The organism is Microcoleus sp. CAWBG58 (assembly GCF_020883045.1).
GTDB lineage: Bacteria > Cyanobacteriota > Cyanobacteriia > Cyanobacteriales > Microcoleaceae > Microcoleus.
The window spans coordinates 41732-62359 of record NZ_JAHRFA010000031.1 but is presented as its reverse complement, the minus strand read 5'-3'; the positions used below and the strand labels follow the sequence as shown (position 1 = coordinate 62359).

14 protein-coding genes and 1 pseudogene are annotated in these 20628 nt (G+C 45.4%); 8 read left to right on the top strand and 7 right to left on the bottom strand.

Features of this window, described 5'->3' with window-relative positions; genetic code table 11:
* Positions 1 to 243: 243 nt before the first annotated feature.
* The 3 genes and pseudogenes from argF to tnpA all read right to left on the bottom strand — a co-directional run.
* The gene (gene argF, locus QZ918_RS15885; protein ID WP_293336609.1) at positions 244 to 1164 is read right to left on the bottom strand and encodes an ornithine carbamoyltransferase; all 921 of its coding nucleotides are present in this window, start codon (positions 1162 to 1164) and stop codon (positions 244 to 246) included.
* Between the two features lie 162 nt (positions 1165 to 1326).
* Entirely contained in the window at positions 1327 to 2340 is a 1014-nt protein-coding gene (gene dusB, locus QZ918_RS15880; RefSeq protein ID WP_293336607.1) for a tRNA dihydrouridine synthase DusB, read from the bottom strand.
* 139 nt (positions 2341 to 2479) lie between these two features.
* Positions 2480 to 2761 (bottom strand): annotated as a pseudogene (gene tnpA, locus QZ918_RS15875) (IS200/IS605 family transposase); the annotation flags it as partial.
* Between the two features lie 65 nt (positions 2762 to 2826).
* On the opposite strand from tnpA, the gene QZ918_RS15870 reads away from it, so the two are divergent.
* From QZ918_RS15870 to QZ918_RS15860, 3 genes are all read left to right on the top strand, one after another.
* The gene (locus QZ918_RS15870; protein ID WP_293336605.1) at positions 2827 to 4191 is read left to right on the top strand and encodes an RNA-guided endonuclease InsQ/TnpB family protein; all 1365 of its coding nucleotides are present in this window, start codon (positions 2827 to 2829) and stop codon (positions 4189 to 4191) included.
* 164 nt (positions 4192 to 4355) lie between these two features.
* Positions 4356 to 5966 (top strand): glucose-6-phosphate isomerase, encoded by a 1611-nt coding sequence (locus tag QZ918_RS15865; RefSeq protein ID WP_293336603.1) that lies wholly within the window; start codon positions 4356 to 4358, stop codon positions 5964 to 5966.
* 340 nt (positions 5967 to 6306) lie between these two features.
* Entirely contained in the window at positions 6307 to 7047 is a 741-nt protein-coding gene (locus QZ918_RS15860) for a response regulator transcription factor (protein WP_293336601.1), read from the top strand.
* A gap of 286 nt (positions 7048 to 7333) precedes the next feature.
* On the opposite strand, the gene QZ918_RS15855 is transcribed toward QZ918_RS15860, so the two are convergent.
* The 3 genes from QZ918_RS15855 to murB all read right to left on the bottom strand — a co-directional run bounded on the left by QZ918_RS15855 (position 7334) and on the right by murB (position 9392).
* Entirely contained in the window at positions 7334 to 7798 is a 465-nt protein-coding gene (locus QZ918_RS15855; protein ID WP_293336599.1) for a low molecular weight protein-tyrosine-phosphatase, read from the bottom strand.
* A gap of 226 nt (positions 7799 to 8024) precedes the next feature.
* Positions 8025 to 8372, bottom strand: coding sequence for a YbaB/EbfC family nucleoid-associated protein (locus tag QZ918_RS15850; RefSeq protein ID WP_194063602.1), 348 nt, complete (start codon positions 8370 to 8372; stop codon positions 8025 to 8027).
* Positions 8373 to 8435: 63 nt separating this feature from the next.
* Positions 8436 to 9392: a UDP-N-acetylmuramate dehydrogenase gene (murB, locus tag QZ918_RS15845; RefSeq protein WP_293154226.1), complete on the bottom strand. Its 957-nt coding sequence runs from the start codon at positions 9390 to 9392 to the stop codon at positions 8436 to 8438.
* Positions 9393 to 9427: 35 nt separating this feature from the next.
* On the opposite strand from murB, the gene QZ918_RS15840 reads away from it, so the two are divergent.
* Positions 9428 to 9592 (top strand): hypothetical protein, encoded by a 165-nt coding sequence (locus QZ918_RS15840; RefSeq protein ID WP_293154224.1) that lies wholly within the window; start codon positions 9428 to 9430, stop codon positions 9590 to 9592.
* On the opposite strand, the gene murC is transcribed toward QZ918_RS15840, so the two are convergent.
* Entirely contained in the window at positions 9543 to 11099 is a 1557-nt protein-coding gene (gene murC, locus QZ918_RS15835; RefSeq protein WP_293336597.1) for a UDP-N-acetylmuramate--L-alanine ligase, read from the bottom strand. The genes QZ918_RS15840 and murC overlap by 50 nt on opposite strands.
* Positions 11100 to 11952: 853 nt before the next feature.
* Here murC and nadD point away from each other — a divergent pair.
* The 4 genes from nadD (at position 11953) to QZ918_RS15815 (ending at position 20628) form a co-directional block, all read left to right on the top strand.
* Positions 11953 to 12663, top strand: coding sequence for a nicotinate (nicotinamide) nucleotide adenylyltransferase (gene nadD / locus QZ918_RS15830; RefSeq protein WP_293336595.1), 711 nt, complete (start codon positions 11953 to 11955; stop codon positions 12661 to 12663).
* Between the two features lie 214 nt (positions 12664 to 12877).
* Positions 12878 to 13897, top strand: coding sequence for a type I glyceraldehyde-3-phosphate dehydrogenase (locus tag QZ918_RS15825; RefSeq protein ID WP_293154218.1), 1020 nt, complete (start codon positions 12878 to 12880; stop codon positions 13895 to 13897).
* 567 nt (positions 13898 to 14464) lie between these two features.
* The gene (locus QZ918_RS15820) at positions 14465 to 15418 is read left to right on the top strand and encodes a GDP-mannose 4,6-dehydratase (protein WP_293336593.1); all 954 of its coding nucleotides are present in this window, start codon (positions 14465 to 14467) and stop codon (positions 15416 to 15418) included.
* Between the two features lie 293 nt (positions 15419 to 15711).
* Positions 15712 to 20628 (top strand): FkbM family methyltransferase, encoded by a 4917-nt coding sequence (locus QZ918_RS15815; protein ID WP_293336591.1) that lies wholly within the window; start codon positions 15712 to 15714, stop codon positions 20626 to 20628.

The following is a 20628-nucleotide window of genomic DNA, read 5'->3' as shown; positions in this document are numbered from 1 at the left end:
AGAATACTTGCAGTCGGTTAAAACTCACATCTTGCACCATTCTTAAGAACAGGCAAGATGCCTGTTCCACAAAAGATGAATTTCTTGTGGAATGGGCTTCTAGCCCGTTCCTAAAAAGCTAATTGAGAATGGTGCAAGATCTCAGTTTGAACCGACTTAAGCTTTGAGCCAGGGGTTTAAACCCCTGGCGGATTGGCCGAAGGACTAAAGTCCTCACTACGAACCTAATTACGAACCTAATTCCTAATCGCTTTCGAGAATGCTAGCTAGCAAAGCTTGCTGGGCGTGCATTCGATTTTCCGCCTGATCCCAAACGCGCGATCGCGAACCTTCAATCACCGCATCCGTAATCTCTTCATCGCGGTGTGCCGGCAAACAGTGCAGTACAATGGCATTGCGATCGGCCATTCCTACCAGTCGTTCGTTTACCTGATAAGGCTCAAACAAAGGAATCCTGAGCTTAGCTTCCTCTTCCTGTCCCATACTTGCCCAAACATCAGTGTAAATCACTTGAGTATTCTTAGCAGCAGCTTCCGCATCAGCAGTCACAGTAACTTCTGTTTTGCCATTCGCGATCGCCTGAGCTTTTGCCACTATCTCAGGATTTGGTAGGAAATCTTGAGGACAAGCAATTCTGACATTCATTCCCATCATTGCACACCCCAACATCAGCGAATTTGCCATGTTGTTGCCGTCCCCAAAATAAGTCAGGGTAAGTCCTTCCAGCTTGCCAAAACACTCTTTGACTGTCATTAAATCAGCCAGCACTTGACATGGATGTTCGTCATCTGTCAGAGCATTAATTACAGGGATTTTGGCATAATTGGCAAAAGTTACTAAATCCTTTTGCTCGAAAGTCCGAATTGCCAAAATATCTAAATATCGGTCTAAAACCCTGGCTGTATCTACCAAAGGTTCGCCACGGCTGACTTGTGTTACATTGGGATTGAGGTCGATTACTTGCCCTCCCAATTTATACATTGCCACCGTAAAACTCACCCGCGTGCGTGTCGAAGCTTTGGAAAATAACAAGCCGAGAACTTTATTGCGTTTCAGCTTGACCATTCCCGATTTTAAACTGGTTGCGAGATCCAGTAAATAATTTAATTCGTCAATGCTTAAATCGGCCAGACTTAATAAATCTCGCCCTTTTAATGAGTCCATGCTTTCCCCTACACACAAATTTTCAACTGTTAATAAAAACGGTTCGTAGTGAGGACTTTAGTCCTCTAATTCAGAGGACTAAAGTCCTCACTACGAACCTTACTTTTTGCGAGCGATTGGACTCGCAACAGCGGGCTTTTGGCGAGCCCCTCTCCCAGGGTTTTAAACTGCGGGCAATTGCTCGATCGCGCGATCGATCGAATCACAACCTTGCTCAACCGTTTCTACTACAGCCAACACACCTCGCAATTCCGCAGCACCGGGGAAGCCCTTAGCATACCAGGTTAAGTGCTTGCGCGCTTGAGAGACACCGCTTTCACCTTTGTATTCCCACAAAGCCCGCAGATGTTCCTTAGCACATTCGAGGAGTTCAATTGGTGTCGGAGGTATCTTTTCTACACCTGTTTTCAAGAAATAATCGACTTCTCCCACCAAGAATGGATAGCCCAAAGTTCCCCGCGAACACATGACTCCGTCGGCACCAGTTTCTTCGAGACAGCGCACCGCTGCTTCCACGGAAAAAATGTCTCCGTTACCAATGACGGGAATCGATAAAACTTCCTTGACGCGACGAATCCACTCCCATTTTGCCGGGCCGGTGTAACCTTGCGATCGCGTGCGGCCGTGCACGGTAATCATTTTTGCTCCCGCATCTTCCATCCGCTTGGCAAATTCCAGAATATTAATTTCTTTGTCAGTCCAACCGATGCGAGTTTTGACTGTCACAGGAACATCTACAGCATCCACAACCGCCCGCACAATTGCTTCGGCATTTTCGGGATCTCGCAGCAGCGAAGAACCGCCGCCGTTTTTGGTAATCTTGTTAACGGGACAGCCCATATTAATATCAACTGTATCCGCTCCTTCTGCCACAGCTTTCTGTGCCGCTTCCGCCAAGAAATTCGGCCGGCAGTCAAACAATTGAATGCTAATTGGGCGCTCGTTTGGATCGATTTCCATAATTCGCGGCAGTTGCTTCACGTAGTGCAAACCTGTAGCGTTGACCATTTCGGTGTACATCATCGAATCCGGGGCATAGCGGCGCACCAGGCGGCGAAATACCAAATCGGTTACGCCGGATAAGGGCGATTGCAGGACGCGACTTTTGACTTCAAAGTCGCCGATTTTCAGCGGAGTTGCTAATCTTTCTTGTAATTCTGGAGATAGAGTAAGCATAAGTCGATCGCACTTTTAATTCTAATATCTGTATATTCTACTACACTTGGGTCGATCGAGAGTTGTGCGTTATATTTTTAGCCGCTGATTGCCGGATATCAGTTCCGGCAAATTACTTGCGCTATTGTCATTGCGAAACGAAGTGAAGCAATCGCCGACGCGAAGATACTGATTTTAAGTTGTTTACCACAGTGCTGATTTGTAAGTCTGGATGATACTGGAATAGTAAGTGAATATGGTTTTGTTCACCATTGATTTCAACTAATTTGCAATCCCACTTCACCCGTAGATCTAGAAAGATCTCATGCAGCCTTGACAGCATTGCTGCGTCAAACACCTTTCTGCGATATTTGGTAGTCAAGACCAGATGAACTTTCAAGTCACCGATCGATCTTCCCTTACTAACGAAGTCATCTTTCATTGCACATTCAAATGTTTGCTGATACAATGAGTGTATCTTAAAATTAACTCACTGACTATTGCTCTGTGAAATACACGTACCAATACAAAGCACTTCCAAGCACCGAACAGAAGCTAGAGCTGAATGTTTGGTTGCGGACTTGCCAATATTGGTATAACCGTCAACTAGGGGATAGATTTGAATGGTGGGAGCGCAATAGAAGTCCAGTTAATGCTTGCCCATTAATTACACCACTCCCCGAACTGCAAGATCGCCCAAATTACTACAGCCAGAAAAAGTATCTACCAGATATTAAAAAACAGCCTGTAACTGTAGAGTGGTCTGGAGAAGCATTAGATTTCTCTCGCGTTCCAGCAAACACATTACAGCAAGTTTGTAAACGTACAGATTTAGCGTTTGAAAGGTTTCTGGCTGGCGATAATAATGGTAATCGGAGTGGAAAGCCTCGCTTTAAGTCACAGTCCAGATATCGCTCTTTGGTGATTGAAGGTGCTGGATTAGATCTACACTCTTGTTCTATTGGAGGTAAATATTTATATATAAAAGTTCCCAAGATTGGACTGGTTAAAGTTCGTTCTCATCGTCATTTGCCAGATGGTGCAATTTTCAAACAGTTGCAGTTTATCAATAAAAATGATGGATGGTTTGTAAATCTCCGACTTGAAGATCCAAGCGTACCTGTTTATTCTGATGACATCATCCCTACTTGGGATAACTCATTAGGCATGGATGCAGTGCTGCATGAAGATGATTATCTTGCCACCTCCGAGGGTATCAAACTGCCATCAATCAAGGTGTTGAGAAAGAGCCAACACAAACTTACTCGGATCTCTACCAAGAAAAATGCTCGTAAACTTGGGTCTAAATCTAGACGCAAACTGGCCAAACAAGAAGGGAAGCAACACCAAAAAATCGCCAGATGTCGCAGAGATTTCCACTATAAAACCGCTCACAAATTAGTGAGAACTGGCAAAAAAGTTTTCTTTCATGAGAACCTTAATCTTAAAGGTTTGTCACGTCGCAATGCACCAAAACAAGATGAGGGTGGAAGTTATCTTCCTAATGGACAAGCTGCTAAATCTGGACTGAATAAGTCTTGGAGCGATGCCGCATTCGGACAATTTTTTACGATTCTTGGTCACATAGCTGCGAAAGCTGGAGCCATAGTAATCGCGAAAAATCCTGCCTACACATCCCAATTACTCGCATATCGAGATGAAGTTGTCTTCACTGATTGCAGTATTCGCCAGTATTGGGATGAGACTGAAAAACTCTGGGTTGACAGGGATATTAATTCTGGTATCAACCTAAAGAGACTGGGGCTGGACGTGTTCCCCAGTATAAAACGCCGTAAGGGTGGAATCGAAATAGTTGCTTCTATTACCAATTCTACCTCGAAGGAAGTTCTACAGGTTCTTCGGAGCCTCTGAGAAGCCTACACCTACCGCGCTTCGCGGAGGCGTGGGAGCGTCACACGAGTAATGCTTAAATTTATTGGGATTCTGCAAAAGCCATACATAACATCGTTTTAAACTACAATTGGTTGATTCCCGACTAGCCCGATCGCACATTATAAAAATTGTAGAGAATTCCTATGGATGCCACAGCACTCTGGCAACGCTACCAAGACTGGCTTTACTATCACTCTGGATTGGGGCTTTACCTCGACATCAGTCGCATGGGATTTGACGACGCTTTCGTCGCCACAATGAAACCCAAATTTGACAAAGCTTTCAAAGACATGGCAGCTTTAGAAGCAGGGGCGATCGCCAATCCCGACGAAAACCGCATGGTGGGCCACTACTGGCTGCGAAACCCCGATTTAGCTCCCACTCCAGAATTAAAACAAGAAATAGTCGAAGGAATATCACAAGTCGAAGAATTTGTCAAGAAAATTCAAAGTCGCGATATCAAGCCACCATTTGCTCCGCAATTTACCGATATTATCTCGATCGGCATTGGCGGTTCTGCCCTCGGCCCTCAATTCGTCGCCGAAGCGTTATCCCCAGATATTGGGCCCCTAGCAATTCATTTTATCGACAACACAGATCCGGCTGGGATCGATCGCATCCTCAACAAAATCAAAGACAAACTCAGCAGCACCTTAGTAATTACTATCTCCAAATCCGGCGGCACCCCCGAGCCCCGCAACGGCATGATCGAAGTTCAAAAAGCCTTCGCCGCCCAAAAACTCGACTTCGCCAAACAGGCAATTGCCATCACCGGCACAGACAGCAAACTAGACAAATTAGCCAAATCCGAAGGCTGGATTGCCAGCTTCCCCATGTCAGACTGGGTGGGAGGACGCACTTCGGAACTCTCAGCAGTCGGACTTTTACCAGCAGCTTTGCAAGGTATCGACATTCGGGCGATGCTCGATGGCGCTAAAGTCATGGACGAAGCTACCAGAATTCCCGACATTAAAAACAATCCCGCTGCCCTTTTAGCCCTCTCCTGGTATTTTGCCTGCAACGGACGCGGCGAGAAAGACATGGTAGTTTTGCCTTACAAAGATTCCCTGCTATTGTTCAGCCGCTATTTGCAGCAATTAGTCATGGAATCGATCGGCAAAGAAAAAGATTTAGACGGCAACACAGTTTATCAAGGAATCTCAGTCTACGGCAACAAAGGCAGTACCGACCAACACGCCTACGTCCAGCAACTCCGAGAAGGCGTGCCGAATTTCTTCCTAACATTTATCGAAGTTTTGGAAGACAGGCAAGGAATTTCTCCAGAAGTAGAACCGGGCGTCACCTCGGGAGATTATTTATCTGGTTTGTTGCAGGGAACTCGACAAGCTTTGTACGAAAATCATCGAGATTCAATCACCGTCACAATTCCCCAAGTCAACCCTCGGACAGTAGGAGCATTAATCGCCCTCTACGAAAGAGCCGTAGGTTTTTACGGTTCCTTGGTAAATGTCAATGCCTATCACCAGCCAGGGGTTGAAGCCGGTAAAAAAGCGGCCGCTGCTGTGTTGGATTTGCAGCAACTGGTGCTGCAAGTTATCAAAGACGCTCCAACACCTCTGTCTGTATCAGAAATAGCAAAAAAAGCCGGAAGACCAGAGCAAATCGAGACAATTTACAAAACTCTGCGGCATTTGGCAGCCAACGGGCGCGGCGTAGCTTTGCAGGGAACATTAGCGCAACCTGGTACTTTAACTGCAACTTATCAGAGAGATGGGTCTAAAACCCCTTCTTGAGTGGCCGGCTTTTCGCCATTGTTCAGTAAAATAACAAATCCATCTTCACAAATGAATATGGTAAAATAAACACATCAGACAAGATTTAAAAACCTACCCCCTCCCGGTGGGAAAGTCTACGCCCAAAACATTTTGAGGAGACATGACTACGCACTTAATCGTGTAAACGCAGTCAGCGAAAGGAACCCTAACAATAGGGATATTTTGACAGAAATGTCTTAAAAATCCCCGTACCTTGATATTCGGGGAGTGTCAACAACAGAATTAAACAGTAGAATTAAAAATTAAAAGTGATTAATTTCACTTTTGATTTTTAATGTTTAATTTTTAATGTCCGCCCATGCCCTTGACGATTCTGGTTGCTGACGACGATTTCGCGACGCGCTTGTCGATTACCGATTATCTGGAAATTACGGGATACTCTGTAATCGCTGCTGAGAACGGCAAAGATGCTTTAGGCTTGGTAGAGGAATTTCAGCCACATTTGATTGTTACCGACATTACAATGCCCGAGATGGATGGCTACGAATTCGTGCGTCGAGTTCGGACTCGTCCCGCCTTCCGATTGCTACCGGTGATTTTTTTGACGGAACGCACGAGCACGCAGGAACGGATTCGGGGCTATCAGATGGGGTGCGACAATTATCTGGCTAAGCCTTTTGAACTCCCGGAATTGGGGGCGGTAATTCGCTCTTTGCTCGAACGCTACGCTCTAATTGCTCAGGCACCGTCTCGTACCTCGGAACCCGAACCGATGCCAACAGAGGCAGGTATCACCGCCAATGACCAGCCTCAAACTGATTTTTTAACTCAAAAACCAGAAACGCGCGATTCCCTACGGGATAGCTCGTTCGCGCGGGTATATGGCACTGGCGATGCTCCGAATTTGACGCAACGAGAGCAGGAAGTGCTAGATTTGGTGACAGAAGGTCTTTCTAATGTTCAAATCGGCGATCGGCTCCACCTCAGTCCTCGCACCATCGAAAAGCACGTCAGCAGCTTGTTCAGAAAAACTGAAAGCAACAACCGGGCAGAACTGGTTCGCTTTGCGATGGAACACCATTTGGTCGGTAATTGGTAATTGGGCATTGGGGATTGGGCATTGGGCATTGGGCATTGGGCATTGGGCAGAGGTTATTTTGATCGACCAATAACCAATCAATACTTCGGACATTTTTAGATCTAATCGAGTATCTCAAACCCTTGATGGCTATAGGGATGAGTATTTTTTCAATGTTTGAGTCTAGCCCTGACTTTCAAAAAAACATTAAAAATGCCAGGGCTTACGCTGTAACGCTTACAGAGTCGTTGAAAAACTGTCCGAAGTATTGACCAATAACCAATAACTAATAACTAATAATCACCGACTACTTCTTCACATACTCCAACAAACCCTCGCAGGCATCTAACAGTAAATCAATTACCCGATCGAATCCCTCCGGCCCACCGTAGTAAGGATCTGGAACTTCCTTCAAGTCGTGCGATCGGCAAAATTCGCACATCAAGCGCACTTTATCTTTATATTTTCCCGCAGTATCAACAGCAAGAATATTGCGATAATTGTCGCGATCCATCGCCAAAATCAAATCAAAATTTTCAAAATCTTTCCTGTTAAATTGGCGGGCTTCGCCTAACAATTCAATCTTGCGCTTTCTCGCCGCCAACGCCATGCGGTTGTCAGGGGGGCTGCCAATGTGATAGCCGCCAGTTCCGGCTGAATCGCAGGTGATGCGATCGCTCAAACCAGCTTGTTTAATTAAGTGATTCATAATATTTTCTGCTGAGGGCGATCGGCAGATGTTGCCAAGGCAGACAAACAATAATTTAGTCATTAGTTATTTGTTATTTGTTATTTGTTATTTGTTATTTGTTATTTGTTATTAGTCAGTCAACAGTCAACATTGCTAATTTGTAGGGTACGTCGCCTTCGACAACCTGCAAGTTCCATGAACGATCGTAGGGCGACGCACCTTACTATAGGGGTTTTCCAGAAAGTTTAATCAGTCAAAAGTCAACAGTCAACTGATGGCTGATGACTGCTGACTGCTGACTGAGCGCTTAGAAACCGGGGAGATTAAGTCCGCCGGTCAGTTCTTCCATTTTCTCCCGCATCGTTGCCGTAGACTTAGTGTAGGCATCCTGCATCGCCACCGTGACGAGTTCAGAAACCACATCAGCACCTTCACCGAGGGCATCCGGTGAGATTTCGACGCGGCGGGGTTCTTGGTTGCCGCTGAGAAAAACCTTAACCAAGCCGCCGCCGGCAGTTCCCTCAATTTCCATTACATCCAACTCTTCTTGGAGCTTTTTAGCTCCTTCTTGAACCTGCTGAGCTTTTTTGAAAGCTTCAGTCAGTTCTTTCATTTTGCCCAAGCCGAAGCCAAATCCTTGTCCTGATTTTGTCATAAGTCGTTTGTGATGGTGTGTGGGGTGGCAGTGTGCCGTTTCCGCGTTACTTCTAATGATGCCTTAGGAGGGAAACTCTCCCAGTATTCTAACTTCTGGCTCCAACAACAGCGACCACCGCTGCTCGACTTGCTGTTGAACGTGGCGGATCACTTGAAAAATATCGTTAGCCGTTGCTGACCCGCAGTTAAGAATAAAATTAGCATGACGCTGAGCTACTTGTGCGCCGCCGATCTGATATCCCTTGAGTCCCGCTTGTTCGATTAACCAGCCTGCCGCCTTGGGGCTGGGGTTGCGGAAAACTGAGCCGCAGCTAGGCAGGTGGTAGGGTTGACTCGTCCGCCGCTGGCTGAAATTGTTATTGGTTTCTGCCATGACTTGCGATCGATCGAATCCCGGCTGCAACTGGAAAGTCGCTTCTGTTACCAGTCGATCGCCCCCTTGCAACACTGAAGTCCGGTAACGATAGCCTAAACCTTCTGGTGTGAGAATTTCCACCTTACCATTAGGGGATAGCAGGCGAGCGTTGACTAGAATATCAGCAGCACAGCCCCTGTGAGCGCCTGCATTCATCACCACAGCCCCTCCCACAGTGCCCGGTATGCCAACTGCCCATTCCAGGCCTTTCCAGCCCCGCTTAGCCGCCAACCAAGCGAGGCGGGGGATTGACTCCCCCGCCCCGGCTGTAACTTGACCTGTTTCTGCATTAAAGTTTACCTGTTTCAGGTAGCGAGTGGCGACGACCAAACCGGACAAACCCCGATCGCTCACCAACAAATTAGAACCCGCGCCTAGGAGAGTCACCGGTATCCCTTCATCGTGCGCCCAGGTAAAACTCGCTTGCAAAGCCTCCAGACTGCGGGGAGCGACGTACCACTCAGCCGGGCCGCCGACTCGGAAAGAAGTCAAGCCCGCCAAAGAAACTTGAGAATTAATTTTACAGTCAGTTCCCCGCAAAGAAATAGGAGAATACACTCGCCGATTTTCCTTCACACAGGAGTCATTCGATATAGTCACCATCTTGAAAATCCTTAAAAATACATTCGCTTGAAGAGGTGGTAGCAAATTCTGTTTGCGTAACTTATGCGACTGTTTTGAGAGAGTCGCCAGACAGCAGTGTCGGTACAACCTGCACCGCCATCATGTCGATCGACTTGGGGCGGGCGAGAGCTAATCCGGGCGATCGGCTTGTTGATAAAAAGCCATCACCTCTGGAATAATCTGATTCAGATTGCCAGCACCCAAAAACAGAGCCAAATCCCCCGGTTGCAGATTTTCGGTTAAAAACTTACTTACCGACTCCAGGGAAGATTGAAACTCAACCTCTCGGCCTTCTTTAGCAATCAAATCAGCAACCTGCTGCCCGCTAATCTCTCCTAAATTCGGTTCCCCAGCACTATAAATATCGCAAGCCACAACCAAATCTGCATCCCCAAAAGATTGAGCAAATTCTGGCAAAAATGTCAGAGTTCGGCTGTAACGGTGCGGTTGAAAAATAGCAACTACTCTTCGGGATTTGGAATTCTTTTCGTTACCTTCGATGCGTAAGCGAGCAGCGGCCAAGGTAACCCGAATTTCGCTGGGGTGGTGGGCGTAGTCGTCCACAAACAGGATGTCATTGTGAAAACCCCGCACTTCAAAACGGCGGCGAGCCCCTTCAAAGCCAGCAATCGCTTTGGCGATCGCCGAAAACTCCAACCCCAACAATCGACCCACTGCTACCGCAGCTAGTGCATTGCTAAGATTGTGTGTGCCGAGCAACTTCAACTCCATTTCCCCCAGGAAAGCTCCTTGCTCCCAAATCCCAGCCTTGGTGCTGGCGGCGCCGTATTCCACCTCCGAAACCGTGTAGTCAGCACCGCTGTCCGGATTCAAGCTGTAGCTGACATTCGGTGCAAGACAGTCTTTGACGATTTGGTCGTCTATGCAGCCCACCAACGTTTGACAGTTTTGGGCAAACACTTTAAATGTGTCTATTACCTGTTCGAGGGTATCGTAATGGTCTGGATGATCCAGTTCCACATTCGTCACTATGCCAATTTTGGCTGCAAGCTTGACGAGGGAACCGTCGGATTCATCAGCCTCGGCGACTAAGTAGGGGCCTTCCCCTAAACGGGCATTGCCTTCCCAAGCATTTACCTCGCCTCCTACCACGATCGTCGGATCCAGACCCGCAGCCATCAGCATAAAGCCGATTAAGCTGCTAGTGGTAGTTTTGCCGTGAGTCCCTGCTACGGCTATGCTTTGGTAATCTTGAATTAACGCTGCCAACACATCCGATCGATGAAAAATCGGACATTCCAAATCTAGGGCAGCTCGATATTCGGCATTTGCCGGGTGAATTGCCGTCGAACATACTACTTGAGGCAATCCCACAATTGCTTGGGGGCCAGAACCCTTGCCGTTCAATTTGAGAGATTCGGCTGTCGCCACGGAAGTCCCTACCGTGCCAGCGACTGCCGAGGATACGGCCTTTTCGGCTGCCCCGCGATCGGGACTGCTACCGTTGAGGGCCGTTTGAAATATTTCAAAATTGCTGGCGTCTTGACGCCAAAAAATATGAGCTCCCATTTCTTGCAAGCGCTCGGTTATGTGACTCGATTTAATATCGGAGCCGTACACAGGCAACTTGCGTTTCGCTAGAATGTAGGCAAGGGCTGACATCCCAATTCCACCAATGCCGATGAAATGAAATGGTCTCCCGCTGAAATCAACAGAACTCGGCATCTTCGCTCCTCACACACCACACCACGCCAATAACACGCGATATCATATCAAGAATTGTTTTTTCAGGATACAGTTCGCTAGAGATTTTGTACAAAATTCTCTGCGCGTCCCTAGATTTGTGGGACTTGTAGAGATGTTTGTCTTGTATCCTATATGACTTAGTACCGAGTAGTTTTCCGGAACAGTCACAGCTCGAAAATTGCAGGTCAGAGAGAATGGGGTCTGGGGTCGGGGCTAACTGACTAATTTTGGGCGGTTGCATATCTCCTGCATTCTTTCTATTTCTACCCGCCTGCTGTGCTGGGATACGGCAGCAAAAGCCCCACAACCTTTGTACGAAGATTGAGGGTAAAACCCATCAGGATTTACAAACACTACCACGTATGACAAAAGTTCGCTCATTTTTTACTCATTTATCTGCTGGTACGGTCATTTTTTCCTGAAAGTCAGAGATTGACTCGATCGCCACCACAGTATTTTCTCACATATCTGTATACATCTTTCTCACTTAATAAAGGTACGTTGTTGGGCTTGGGCCCTCTTACAGTCTTATATAAATTACATTAAGATACAGGCAAATAATTTCAATCACAGTCATACCTCACCTATCTGAGAATGAGTTATAGCCTTTCTCAAAAAGATGAGGTATGACTGACAGCTTATATAACCCCTTAAACCAAGAGGGCCCAAGCCCAACAACGTCCGCGAATCTTTGTGAGAAAGATATATATAAATTATACATTCGATCGCAACCGTCAAACAGTGACTGAACTTAGTGGTAAAAGCGCACAAACATGAAATTTGGGCGATGTCTGTCTGTATTAATCCTAATTAATCCTAATTTTTGGGAAATATGGGGAAAATAGCGATTTTTGGGGGTACTTTTGACCCGGTGCACAGGGGTCACTTGTTGGTAGCCCAGGCGGCTGCGAGTCAGTTTAATCTCGATCGAGTGATTTGGGTACCCGATCGCGCTCCTCCTCACAAGTGGCGATCGGATTTGGCAAGTTTTGAGCGGCGGCGCTCCATGCTCGCTCTGGCGCTGGGCGATCGCCCAGACTTCCTACTAGCGCCGCTGGAGGCAAATCCTTCGGGCAGTTCTTTTGCGATCGACACTTTGCTGTATTTGCAAAAAATGTATCCAGGCGATCGGTGGTACTGGATTATTGGTAGCGATGCTTTCAGAACTCTTCCCAAATGGCACCGCTCGGCGGAAATCGGGCGGTTGTGCCACTGGTTGGTGGGCCCGCGTCCGAGTCAGGGAGGTGCACAGACAGCAGAAAGCGGGGACATAGGGGCAGCATCTGAGTGGGGCGATAGTTTGAGGGATGTGTCCATTGATGCCGGCGACAGGATGCAGGTTGAGACAAATGCTGTTTGCTGTAAAGTTGCCGAACAGATGGCTCTGCTAGATGTGGAAATTTGTTGGGAGGTGCTGTCCATGGGCGCGATCGAGATTTCGTCGAGCCACATCCGCCGCTGCTGGGCCGAACATCGGGATCTGAGCGACTTAGTACCGGAAGTTGTCGGGAGTTATATTGCGGCCCATCAGCTTTACCAGTAAAGGGCGATCGAATTTACCAGCAACCAGGGACTGAAAGCCGGAGGCCTTATGGCTTGCGATTTCTGCCTTCTCAAAAATTTCAGATTTTTTCAATACAGACGAAAAGTTAGAAAGGATCAGCCTTTGCGATATGATCTTGTCTCATAAGTCAATTCTTAAATTTTGTCAAAAATTCAGCCTGAGCTAAGGGCTGCCATCGTTAGGAGGTACTAAGGTGATTCGAGTCGCGATCAATGGTTTTGGGCGTATTGGGCGCAGTTTTGCGCGCTGCTGGCTGGGCCGTGAAAACAGCCAGCTAGAGTTGGTAGCTATTAATGACACTTCCGATCCCAGAAGTAATGCTCACTTGCTGAGATACGATTCCATGATGGGAACATTAAAAGGCGTGGACATCAGCGCCGATGAAAATTCCATCACTCTCAACGGCAAGACAGTTAAATGCGTGAGCGATCGCAATCCCCTAAACTTGCCTTGGAAAGATTGGGGTGTCGATCTAATTATTGAATCAACTGGCGTCTTTATTGACCAGGCCGGTGCATCGAAGCATATCACTGCCGGTGCAAAAAAAGTGCTAATTACTGCTCCCGGCAAAGGCCCAGAAGTTGGCACCTATGTAATGGGAGTCAACCACCACAACTACAAGCACAGTGATTACACTGTCATCAGCAATGCTAGCTGTACGACTAACTGTCTGGCTCCTGTACTCAAGGTGCTGCACGAAAATTTTGGCATCATCAAAGGCATGATGACCACTACTCACAGCTATACTGGCGACCAACGCTTGCTGGATGCCAGCCACCGCGACTTGCGGCGGGCGCGGGCGGCTGCAATGAATATTGTGCCTACTTCTACTGGTGCTGCTCAAGCTGTAGCTTTGGTGATTCCAGAATTAAAGGGTAAGTTAAATGGTATTGCCATGCGCGTGCCGACTCCCAATGTGTCGGTAGTTGATTTTGTGGCTCAGGTAGAGAAAAAGACTTTTACCGAGCAAGTAAATCAAGTGTTTAAGGAAGCTGCTGCTGGCTCCATGAAAGGGATTTTGGAGTATAACGATTTGCCTTTAGTTTCTTGCGACTATCGAGGAAATGATGCCTCTTCGATTCTGGATTCCAGCTTGACGCTGGTGATGGATGGCGATATGGTAAAGGTTTTGGCTTGGTACGACAATGAATGGGGCTACAGTCAGCGGGTGGTTGACTTGGCTGAATTGGTCGCCCAGCGGTGGGAAGCCTAGTATCTGAAGGCAGAAGTTCAACAGTTGACAGTTGACAGTTGACAGTTGACAGTTTGAGAGCGACCTCTACCTATAAGGAAGAGGATTGGAGTAATGAATAGTCTGATTTTAATTTCTCCCGCTCCGGGTTCCGGCTTTCAACCAATTCTTTCTGGTAAAAATAACCAGTACAGTAATATCGGTCTACTGTCTGATGCTTAGGCCCAGATCCCCCCTAACCCCCCTTCCCAAGGGGGGAACTGGACTCTTCTCAAAGTCCCCCGACCTAAGGGGGATTTAGGGGGATCTGGCCTAGGCTATAAGCCAGATTTCGCGATATCGCACGGGTGGGCAGAAACCGGTTTTTTTTACCAAAATATTTGGTTCAAACCCTTAATATAGGTAAAAAACCCGGTTTCTTTAGTCCCGGCGTAAGTCCTAAAATTTGTTTGCTGTAAACGCTTAAACTCGCCCTAGTAAGTCCTGCAAAAATCCCAAATACTAAAAACAATAAAAATTCTGACGGTAAAAGTTAAATAACGGGAAAAATAGCAACCGTTAAGCTAGAGTTTGATTGTAAAAATTTATATGAAAAAAGCGCTAATTTGTGGTATATCAGGTCAAGATGGAGCTTATTTAGCTAAACTGTTGCTCGATCGAGGTTATGAAGTTTGTGGCACCTCTAGGGACGCCCAAATGTCTAGTTTCGGAAACCTTGCCCGTTTGGGAATCCGGGACAGAGTAAAACTAGAATCCATGTCTCTCAACGATTTTCGCAGCGTCTTGCAAGTATTAGCAAAAATTGCACCCGACGAAGTGTACAATCTAGCGGGTCAAAGTTCCGTGGCTCTGTCTTTTGAACAACCCGTAGAAACCCTCGAAAGTATTGCCACAGGTACATTAAATTTGTTAGAAGCAATTCGGTTTACAGGCGGCAAAATTAAACTTTACAATGCAAGTTCCAGCGAATGTTTTGGGGATACCGGAGGCAATCCTGCCGATGAAAACACGCCCTTTCGCCCCAGAAGTCCTTACGCAGTAGCGAAGGCTACGGCATTTTGGGAAGTAGCAAATTATCGGGAAGCGTACAATTTGTTTGCGTGTTCTGGTATTCTGTTCAATCACGAATCCCCGCTGCGCCCGGAGAGGTTTGTCACCCAAAAGATTGTATCTGTGGTGTGCCGAATTGCTGCGGGTAGTTCCGAAAAACTCCACTTGGGAAATATTTCGGTGCAGCGGGATTGGGGCTGGGCACCGGAGTATGTGGAGGCCATGTATTTGATGTTGCAGCAGTCTGAACCGGATGATTATGTAATTGCTACTGGTGCAAGTTATCCTTTGGAAGAGTTTGTGCGGACAGCTTTTGTTTCTGCTGGTTTGGACTGGCAGGAACATTTGGTAACTGATGCGAGTCTCTACAGACCGACGGAGATTGCTCTGGGAATGGGAAATCCGGGAAAGGCGAAGCAAAAGTTGGGCTGGGAGGCGAAGTATAAGATGCCCGATGTGGTACGGATGATGGTGGAGGCGAGGATGGTTTGAGGGAAAATTATGGGGTGAAAATATGGCGGCAGAATATGCAACGGCTAAGGAGTGGTATAAGGCTAATCGCCGTGAATTAAAAAAATATCGGGGCCAGTGGATCGCTTATACTAACTGAGGGGTGATTGGTGCGATCGGGATTATCGAAAATTGAAGGACGGGATTCTGGCTGATACACCTAAATTGGGTTATGTCATTGGTCGCATATATGAAAGCGAGTTTAGTGAGTCTGTTCGCTTCCCAGGATTCCACGTTTAATTGATAAGTTAATTAACTAAAGAACTAGCAAAGAAATGGTTATAGATTTAATTCGTAATTTTGTAGAAGCCGGACAGATTATATTTGATGTCGGAGCTAATATCGGGCAAAAAGCAGATTTTTTCATAGGTATTGGTGCGAAAGTAATCTGTTTTGAACCGCAACCAAATTGTGTGGAAGTTTTGAATCAAAAATATGGAAATAATCCTCAAATTACGATTATAAACAAAGGTTTAGCGGAGCATCCAGGAGAGATGCAGCTTTCTATTTCTAGTGATTTAAATGTTTTATCTACTTTCTCTGATCAATGGAAAACGGGACGATTTGCTGGCGTTAATTGGGATAGAGAAATAACAGTAGAAATTTCTACTTTAGATGAAATGATTCAATTGTTTGGATGCCCGCAGTTTTGCAAAATTGATGTTGAAGGATTGGAATATCTAGTTTTAAAAGGACTATCTCAACCCATACCTTGTCTATCCTTTGAATTTACAATAGAATTCATAGACGATGCAAAGAAATCCATCGCTCACTTGGAGACATTAGGATATAAACAGTTTAACTTAGCAAAAGGTGAAGACAGCCATCTTGCACTAACCGAATGGGTTTCTGGTTCTCGGTTATTTGAATCTATTCTTTCATCTAATGAACACCAATTATGGGGAGACATATACGCCAAATTTGAACCAGAAAAACCAACTCAATCACTGATACCAGCGCCCCTCAAAGAAATGGAACTTGATGGCGAAGTTCAAGTTATTCAAAATATAATTAATAAAGGCTATGTTGTTTTTGATGTAGGTGCTAATGCTGGGGATTGGACAGCGGAAGTTTTGAGCCAAGGACATGACGTAGAAATCCACCTGTTTGAACCAATTCCTCACGTCTACAAAACCCTGATTCAAAACTTAGATAAAAAAGTAATTTTCAATAATCTAGGTGTAGGTCATAAGGAAGAAGTTAAGACATTTTATTATTACGAATCTAATCCACTACTAAGCACTTTTTACCGCCGAGTCGATGTTGAAAAACAAGGGTGGCTCAATCCGCCTAAAGAAATTACTGTTTTGACAACAACAATCGACAATTACTGTCAGCGTCATGGCATTAAAAGAATTAATTTTCTCAAAATCGATGTTGGGGGATCTGAATTAGATGTTCTCTATGGATCTAAACATTTTCTAGAAACAGGCAGAATAGATTATCTGCAATTTGAATATGGTGGAACCTATCTAGATTCAAAAACAAAGTTAAAAGAAGCATTTGAGTATTTGCAGAAATTCCGATATTCAATTTTTAAAATTTTGCCCGATCGCTTAGAATACAAACCCACCTTTTTGCCAGAAGATGAAAACTTTGAGTTTAGTAACTTCTTGGCTGTCAATGAGCGATTCCGCTCCAATGTTTTGGGTGAAGCAACCGATGGAAAGTTGAACATACAGGAACTTTGTAGTCAGTATTCAATCGTACCGCGCGGCGTGATTCATGTTGGAGCTCACGAAGGCACAGAAATCAGCGCATATCAAAAAATGGGCGCGCAAAAGGTGCTGTTCGTAGAGGCTAATCCATCGGTATTTGAACGCTTGCAAGCTAATATAGCTGTCTATCCGAACGTTGAAGCCGTGAACTGTGCGATCGCCGATCGAAATGGCACTATAGATTTGCACGTTACTTCCTTCGATCAAAGCAGTTCTATTCTGCAATTGAAGCATCATCAAGAGATTTATCCCCACATCACGGAAACTCATCAAATAACAGTAGAGTCGAAAACACTCGATACTCTACTGCAAGAACAGGAACTCAATCCCTCAGACTTTAATATCTTAAATATAGATATCCAAGGTGCAGAACTTTTGGCTTTGCAAGGGGCAACCAATTGGTTGAAATGTGTTGATTTAATTAACACTGAAGTTAATTATGAAGAACTGTATGAAGGCTGCGCGTTAATTGAAAAGTTGGACGAGTTTCTGGAAAAACACGGTTTTTATCGTGTAGCAACCACAACGCCAATTCATCCATCTTGGGGAGATGCAATCTATGTGAAAAAAACAGCGATCACCTCATCCGTACTCGGCATGGAGAATATGGGTAGGTTGGGAAATCAAATATTTCTGTATGCGTTTTTGAGAATGTATGCAAGGGAACACAATCTCAGGGTAGAAACGCCAGCTTGGATAGGTCAGTATCTGTTCGGTCACAATGACGCTCCTATTTCCCAGCCATTAACTGTAGTGGGAGAGCAACCGCAGCCTTACAAACTTTCGGAGTCGGCAATTCTTAATGCACCCGAACCGCTTAAAAATGTAGATTTCAACGGCTATTTTCAATTTCACACTCAATATCACGCCCCACATAAAGAATATTTTCAGTCTTTGTTCAAGCCTGTGCCAGAAGTCGAAGTGAAGGTGATAAAAGCTCTCGACAGCTTGCGTTTCAAAGGTAAAACAGTGGTTGGATTGCATTTGCGGCGCGGTGATTACAGAAGCGTTCACACAGTCGTGCCGTATCTAACCGTTGCTCCGACTGGATGGTACAAGGAATGGCTGGATGGTTTGTGGGAAACTCTGGACGAACCAGTTTTATTTATCGCTAGCGATGAAATCGAAACAGTTATCGGAGATTTTGCTGAATACCATCCGATAACAATCAAAGATTTGGGTGTAGAAATGCCAGAAGCAGCTTTCTATCCTGATTTCTACATTTTAAGCCAATGCGATGTTTTGGCAATTTCCAATAGCACATTCTCGTTTGCAGCGGCGATGCTGAACGAACAATGCAAATTTTTCTTCCGGCCTAACTTGCTAAAGCAGAAAATGATTCCATTCGATCCTTGGAATAGCGAGCCACTGCTGCGACACAATCCTAACGATCTGACAGCAATAGGGTCTCAAAAACCGGTGAAAATTTTGAACATTCAGGAGGTAGCGTTAATATCTCCTGAAGATCCGGAGTTGCTGTGGGGATTTAATATAGAGTCTCCGTCGATCGGAACTAAGGTAAATCCCAGTAATATTTTGATTGGCGGTTGGATATTAGGAAAAAAGTCCCGGGCTGTTAAGGTTGATTTGATTTGCGACGGTGAAGTGATCCGCGAAATTCCTGTAAGTCAACAGCGTCCAGATGTAGCCGCAATTTATACGGGAGTACCGCTAGCAGAAAATAGCGGTTATGCAACTGAATGGGAAGTAACGGGAATGTCGCCGGAATGCGAAATACACCTCCAAGCCGTTTTAGCAGATGATACTCGCGTCAATATTGGATTCGTTAGGCTGCAAGAAATTATCTATTCGACTTCAAAAGACAGCATCAGAGAAAAGTGCAAACTGAGCGTGTGTGCAATTATGAAAGATGAGGCTCCCTACTTGATAGAGTGGCTGGAGTTTCATAAATTAGTTGGTGTTGAAAGGTTTTATTTATACAACAATAACAGCACAGATAATACTGTAGACATTGTTGAACCATACGTTCAATCTGGTGAAGTAGTTTTGCACGATTGGCCATTTACCCCTCAACAACAAGCTTCCGCCTACGAGCATTGTCTGAAAGAATACAAACAAGAATCTGAGTGGATAGCTTTTCTAGATTTGGATGAGTTTTTGTTTCCCACAGAAAAGGAAAAGTTAACAGAACTATTAGAAGAGTTTGATTCTGTACCAGCCGTGGGAGTCAATACGTTAACTTTTGGCTCTTCAGGTCATGAAACTAGACCGGAAGGCTTACAAATTGAAAATTTCACTAAACGCTCCACAGATAATTTTGAAGTCAATAGGTATGTAAAAAGTATTGTTCGCCCCGAACAAATACTGCGCCCAAGCTGTCCGCATTTTTTCATCCCCATTAATAATGAAGGTTGTTCTGTTACCGAAAATAAAGAACCGTTAGAAGGTTCTATATCAGAAAGACTGTCAGTGCAAAAGCTGCGGATAAATCATTATTATACGAGGTCGAAACAGGAAATGAAAGAAAAAGTTATCCGGGGGGATGCTTTTTTTCCTTGGCAAAAAGCTTTGTCAGTTCTAGAAGCTAGAGATCGCAATGAAGCTGAAGATTTAACGATACAGCGTTTTGTCCCCAAGCTGAGGAAGTCAGTTGATACAATCATCTCTCAATCTCGAATAGCAAAAATTTTAACGAAACAGTGGCACTTGCAATCTAAGCTGTACCAGATGCAAATGAAATTAGAGGGATCTGAAACAAAACTGCACCAAAATCCAGGGGAATTTGAGCAATTTGCAACTCAAATGCAACAAGTTAAAAACGAATTGCAATTAATAAAAGAAGAACTAGAACTCTGGCAGGTTCAATGCCACAAGAATCAGGAAGAACTAGAACAAACTAGGTCTCAGTTAATGGAAGCTCAGATTCAACTGCAAGAGATTGAGAGTGCAGCGGTTCCGTTAAATCAACTGGCAGAGTTGTATTTCGCTCAAGGAAAGTTAGAAGATGCGATCGCAGTTTGTCACCAATCACTAAAGATTCAACCCAAATTTGCCCCGGCATACAAGACCTTGGGTAATGTTTTCCAAGCTCAGGGTAAACTGGATGATGCCAAGAGTTACTACCTTCGCGCTCTGGAAATTCAACCTGATTTTGTTCAAGCTTTGGCCAATCTGGGGACTATTCACGCACAACAGCAACAGTGGCAAGAGGCGATCGCAGCTTACCAAAAGGCGATCGCGATTCAACCGAATTTCCCTGGCGTTTACCGAAACTTAGCTAAAGTCTTTTCCCAAATTGGCAAAGCAGATGAGGCTGTTGAGTGTTGTTATGCGGCTGCGATTTTAGATCCGGAAACAACGGCAGAGCAATACTTTCATCTTGGTAATACTCTGTTAGAGCAAGGGAAACAGGAGCGGGCGATGGTGTGTTATCGCCGAGCCATATATTTAAACCCAAATTTTTCGGATGCTCAGAACAAATTAGGTGAAATTATCGCTGTTGTTACGGAGTAG

What these genes read in the sequence shown, in the direction of transcription:
- argF (WP_293336609.1), bottom strand. Translation starts at nt 1,164, where the DNA reads ATGGACTCATTAAAAGGGCGAGATTTATTAAGTCTGGCCGATTTAAGC.
- dusB (WP_293336607.1), bottom strand. Translation starts at nt 2,340, where the DNA reads ATGCTTACTCTATCTCCAGAATTACAAGAAAGATTAGCAACTCCGCTG.
- QZ918_RS15865 (WP_293336603.1), top strand. Translation starts at nt 4,356, where the DNA reads ATGGATGCCACAGCACTCTGGCAACGCTACCAAGACTGGCTTTACTAT.
- QZ918_RS15860 (WP_293336601.1), top strand. Translation starts at nt 6,307, where the DNA reads ATGCCCTTGACGATTCTGGTTGCTGACGACGATTTCGCGACGCGCTTG.
- QZ918_RS15855 (WP_293336599.1), bottom strand. Translation starts at nt 7,798, where the DNA reads ATGACTAAATTATTGTTTGTCTGCCTTGGCAACATCTGCCGATCGCCC.
- QZ918_RS15850 (WP_194063602.1), bottom strand. Translation starts at nt 8,372, where the DNA reads ATGACAAAATCAGGACAAGGATTTGGCTTCGGCTTGGGCAAAATGAAA.
- murB (WP_293154226.1), bottom strand. Translation starts at nt 9,392, where the DNA reads ATGGTGACTATATCGAATGACTCCTGTGTGAAGGAAAATCGGCGAGTG.
- murC (WP_293336597.1), bottom strand. Translation starts at nt 11,099, where the DNA reads ATGCCGAGTTCTGTTGATTTCAGCGGGAGACCATTTCATTTCATCGGC.
- nadD (WP_293336595.1), top strand. Translation starts at nt 11,953, where the DNA reads ATGGGGAAAATAGCGATTTTTGGGGGTACTTTTGACCCGGTGCACAGG.
- QZ918_RS15820 (WP_293336593.1), top strand. Translation starts at nt 14,465, where the DNA reads ATGAAAAAAGCGCTAATTTGTGGTATATCAGGTCAAGATGGAGCTTAT.
- QZ918_RS15815 (WP_293336591.1), top strand. Translation starts at nt 15,712, where the DNA reads ATGGTTATAGATTTAATTCGTAATTTTGTAGAAGCCGGACAGATTATA.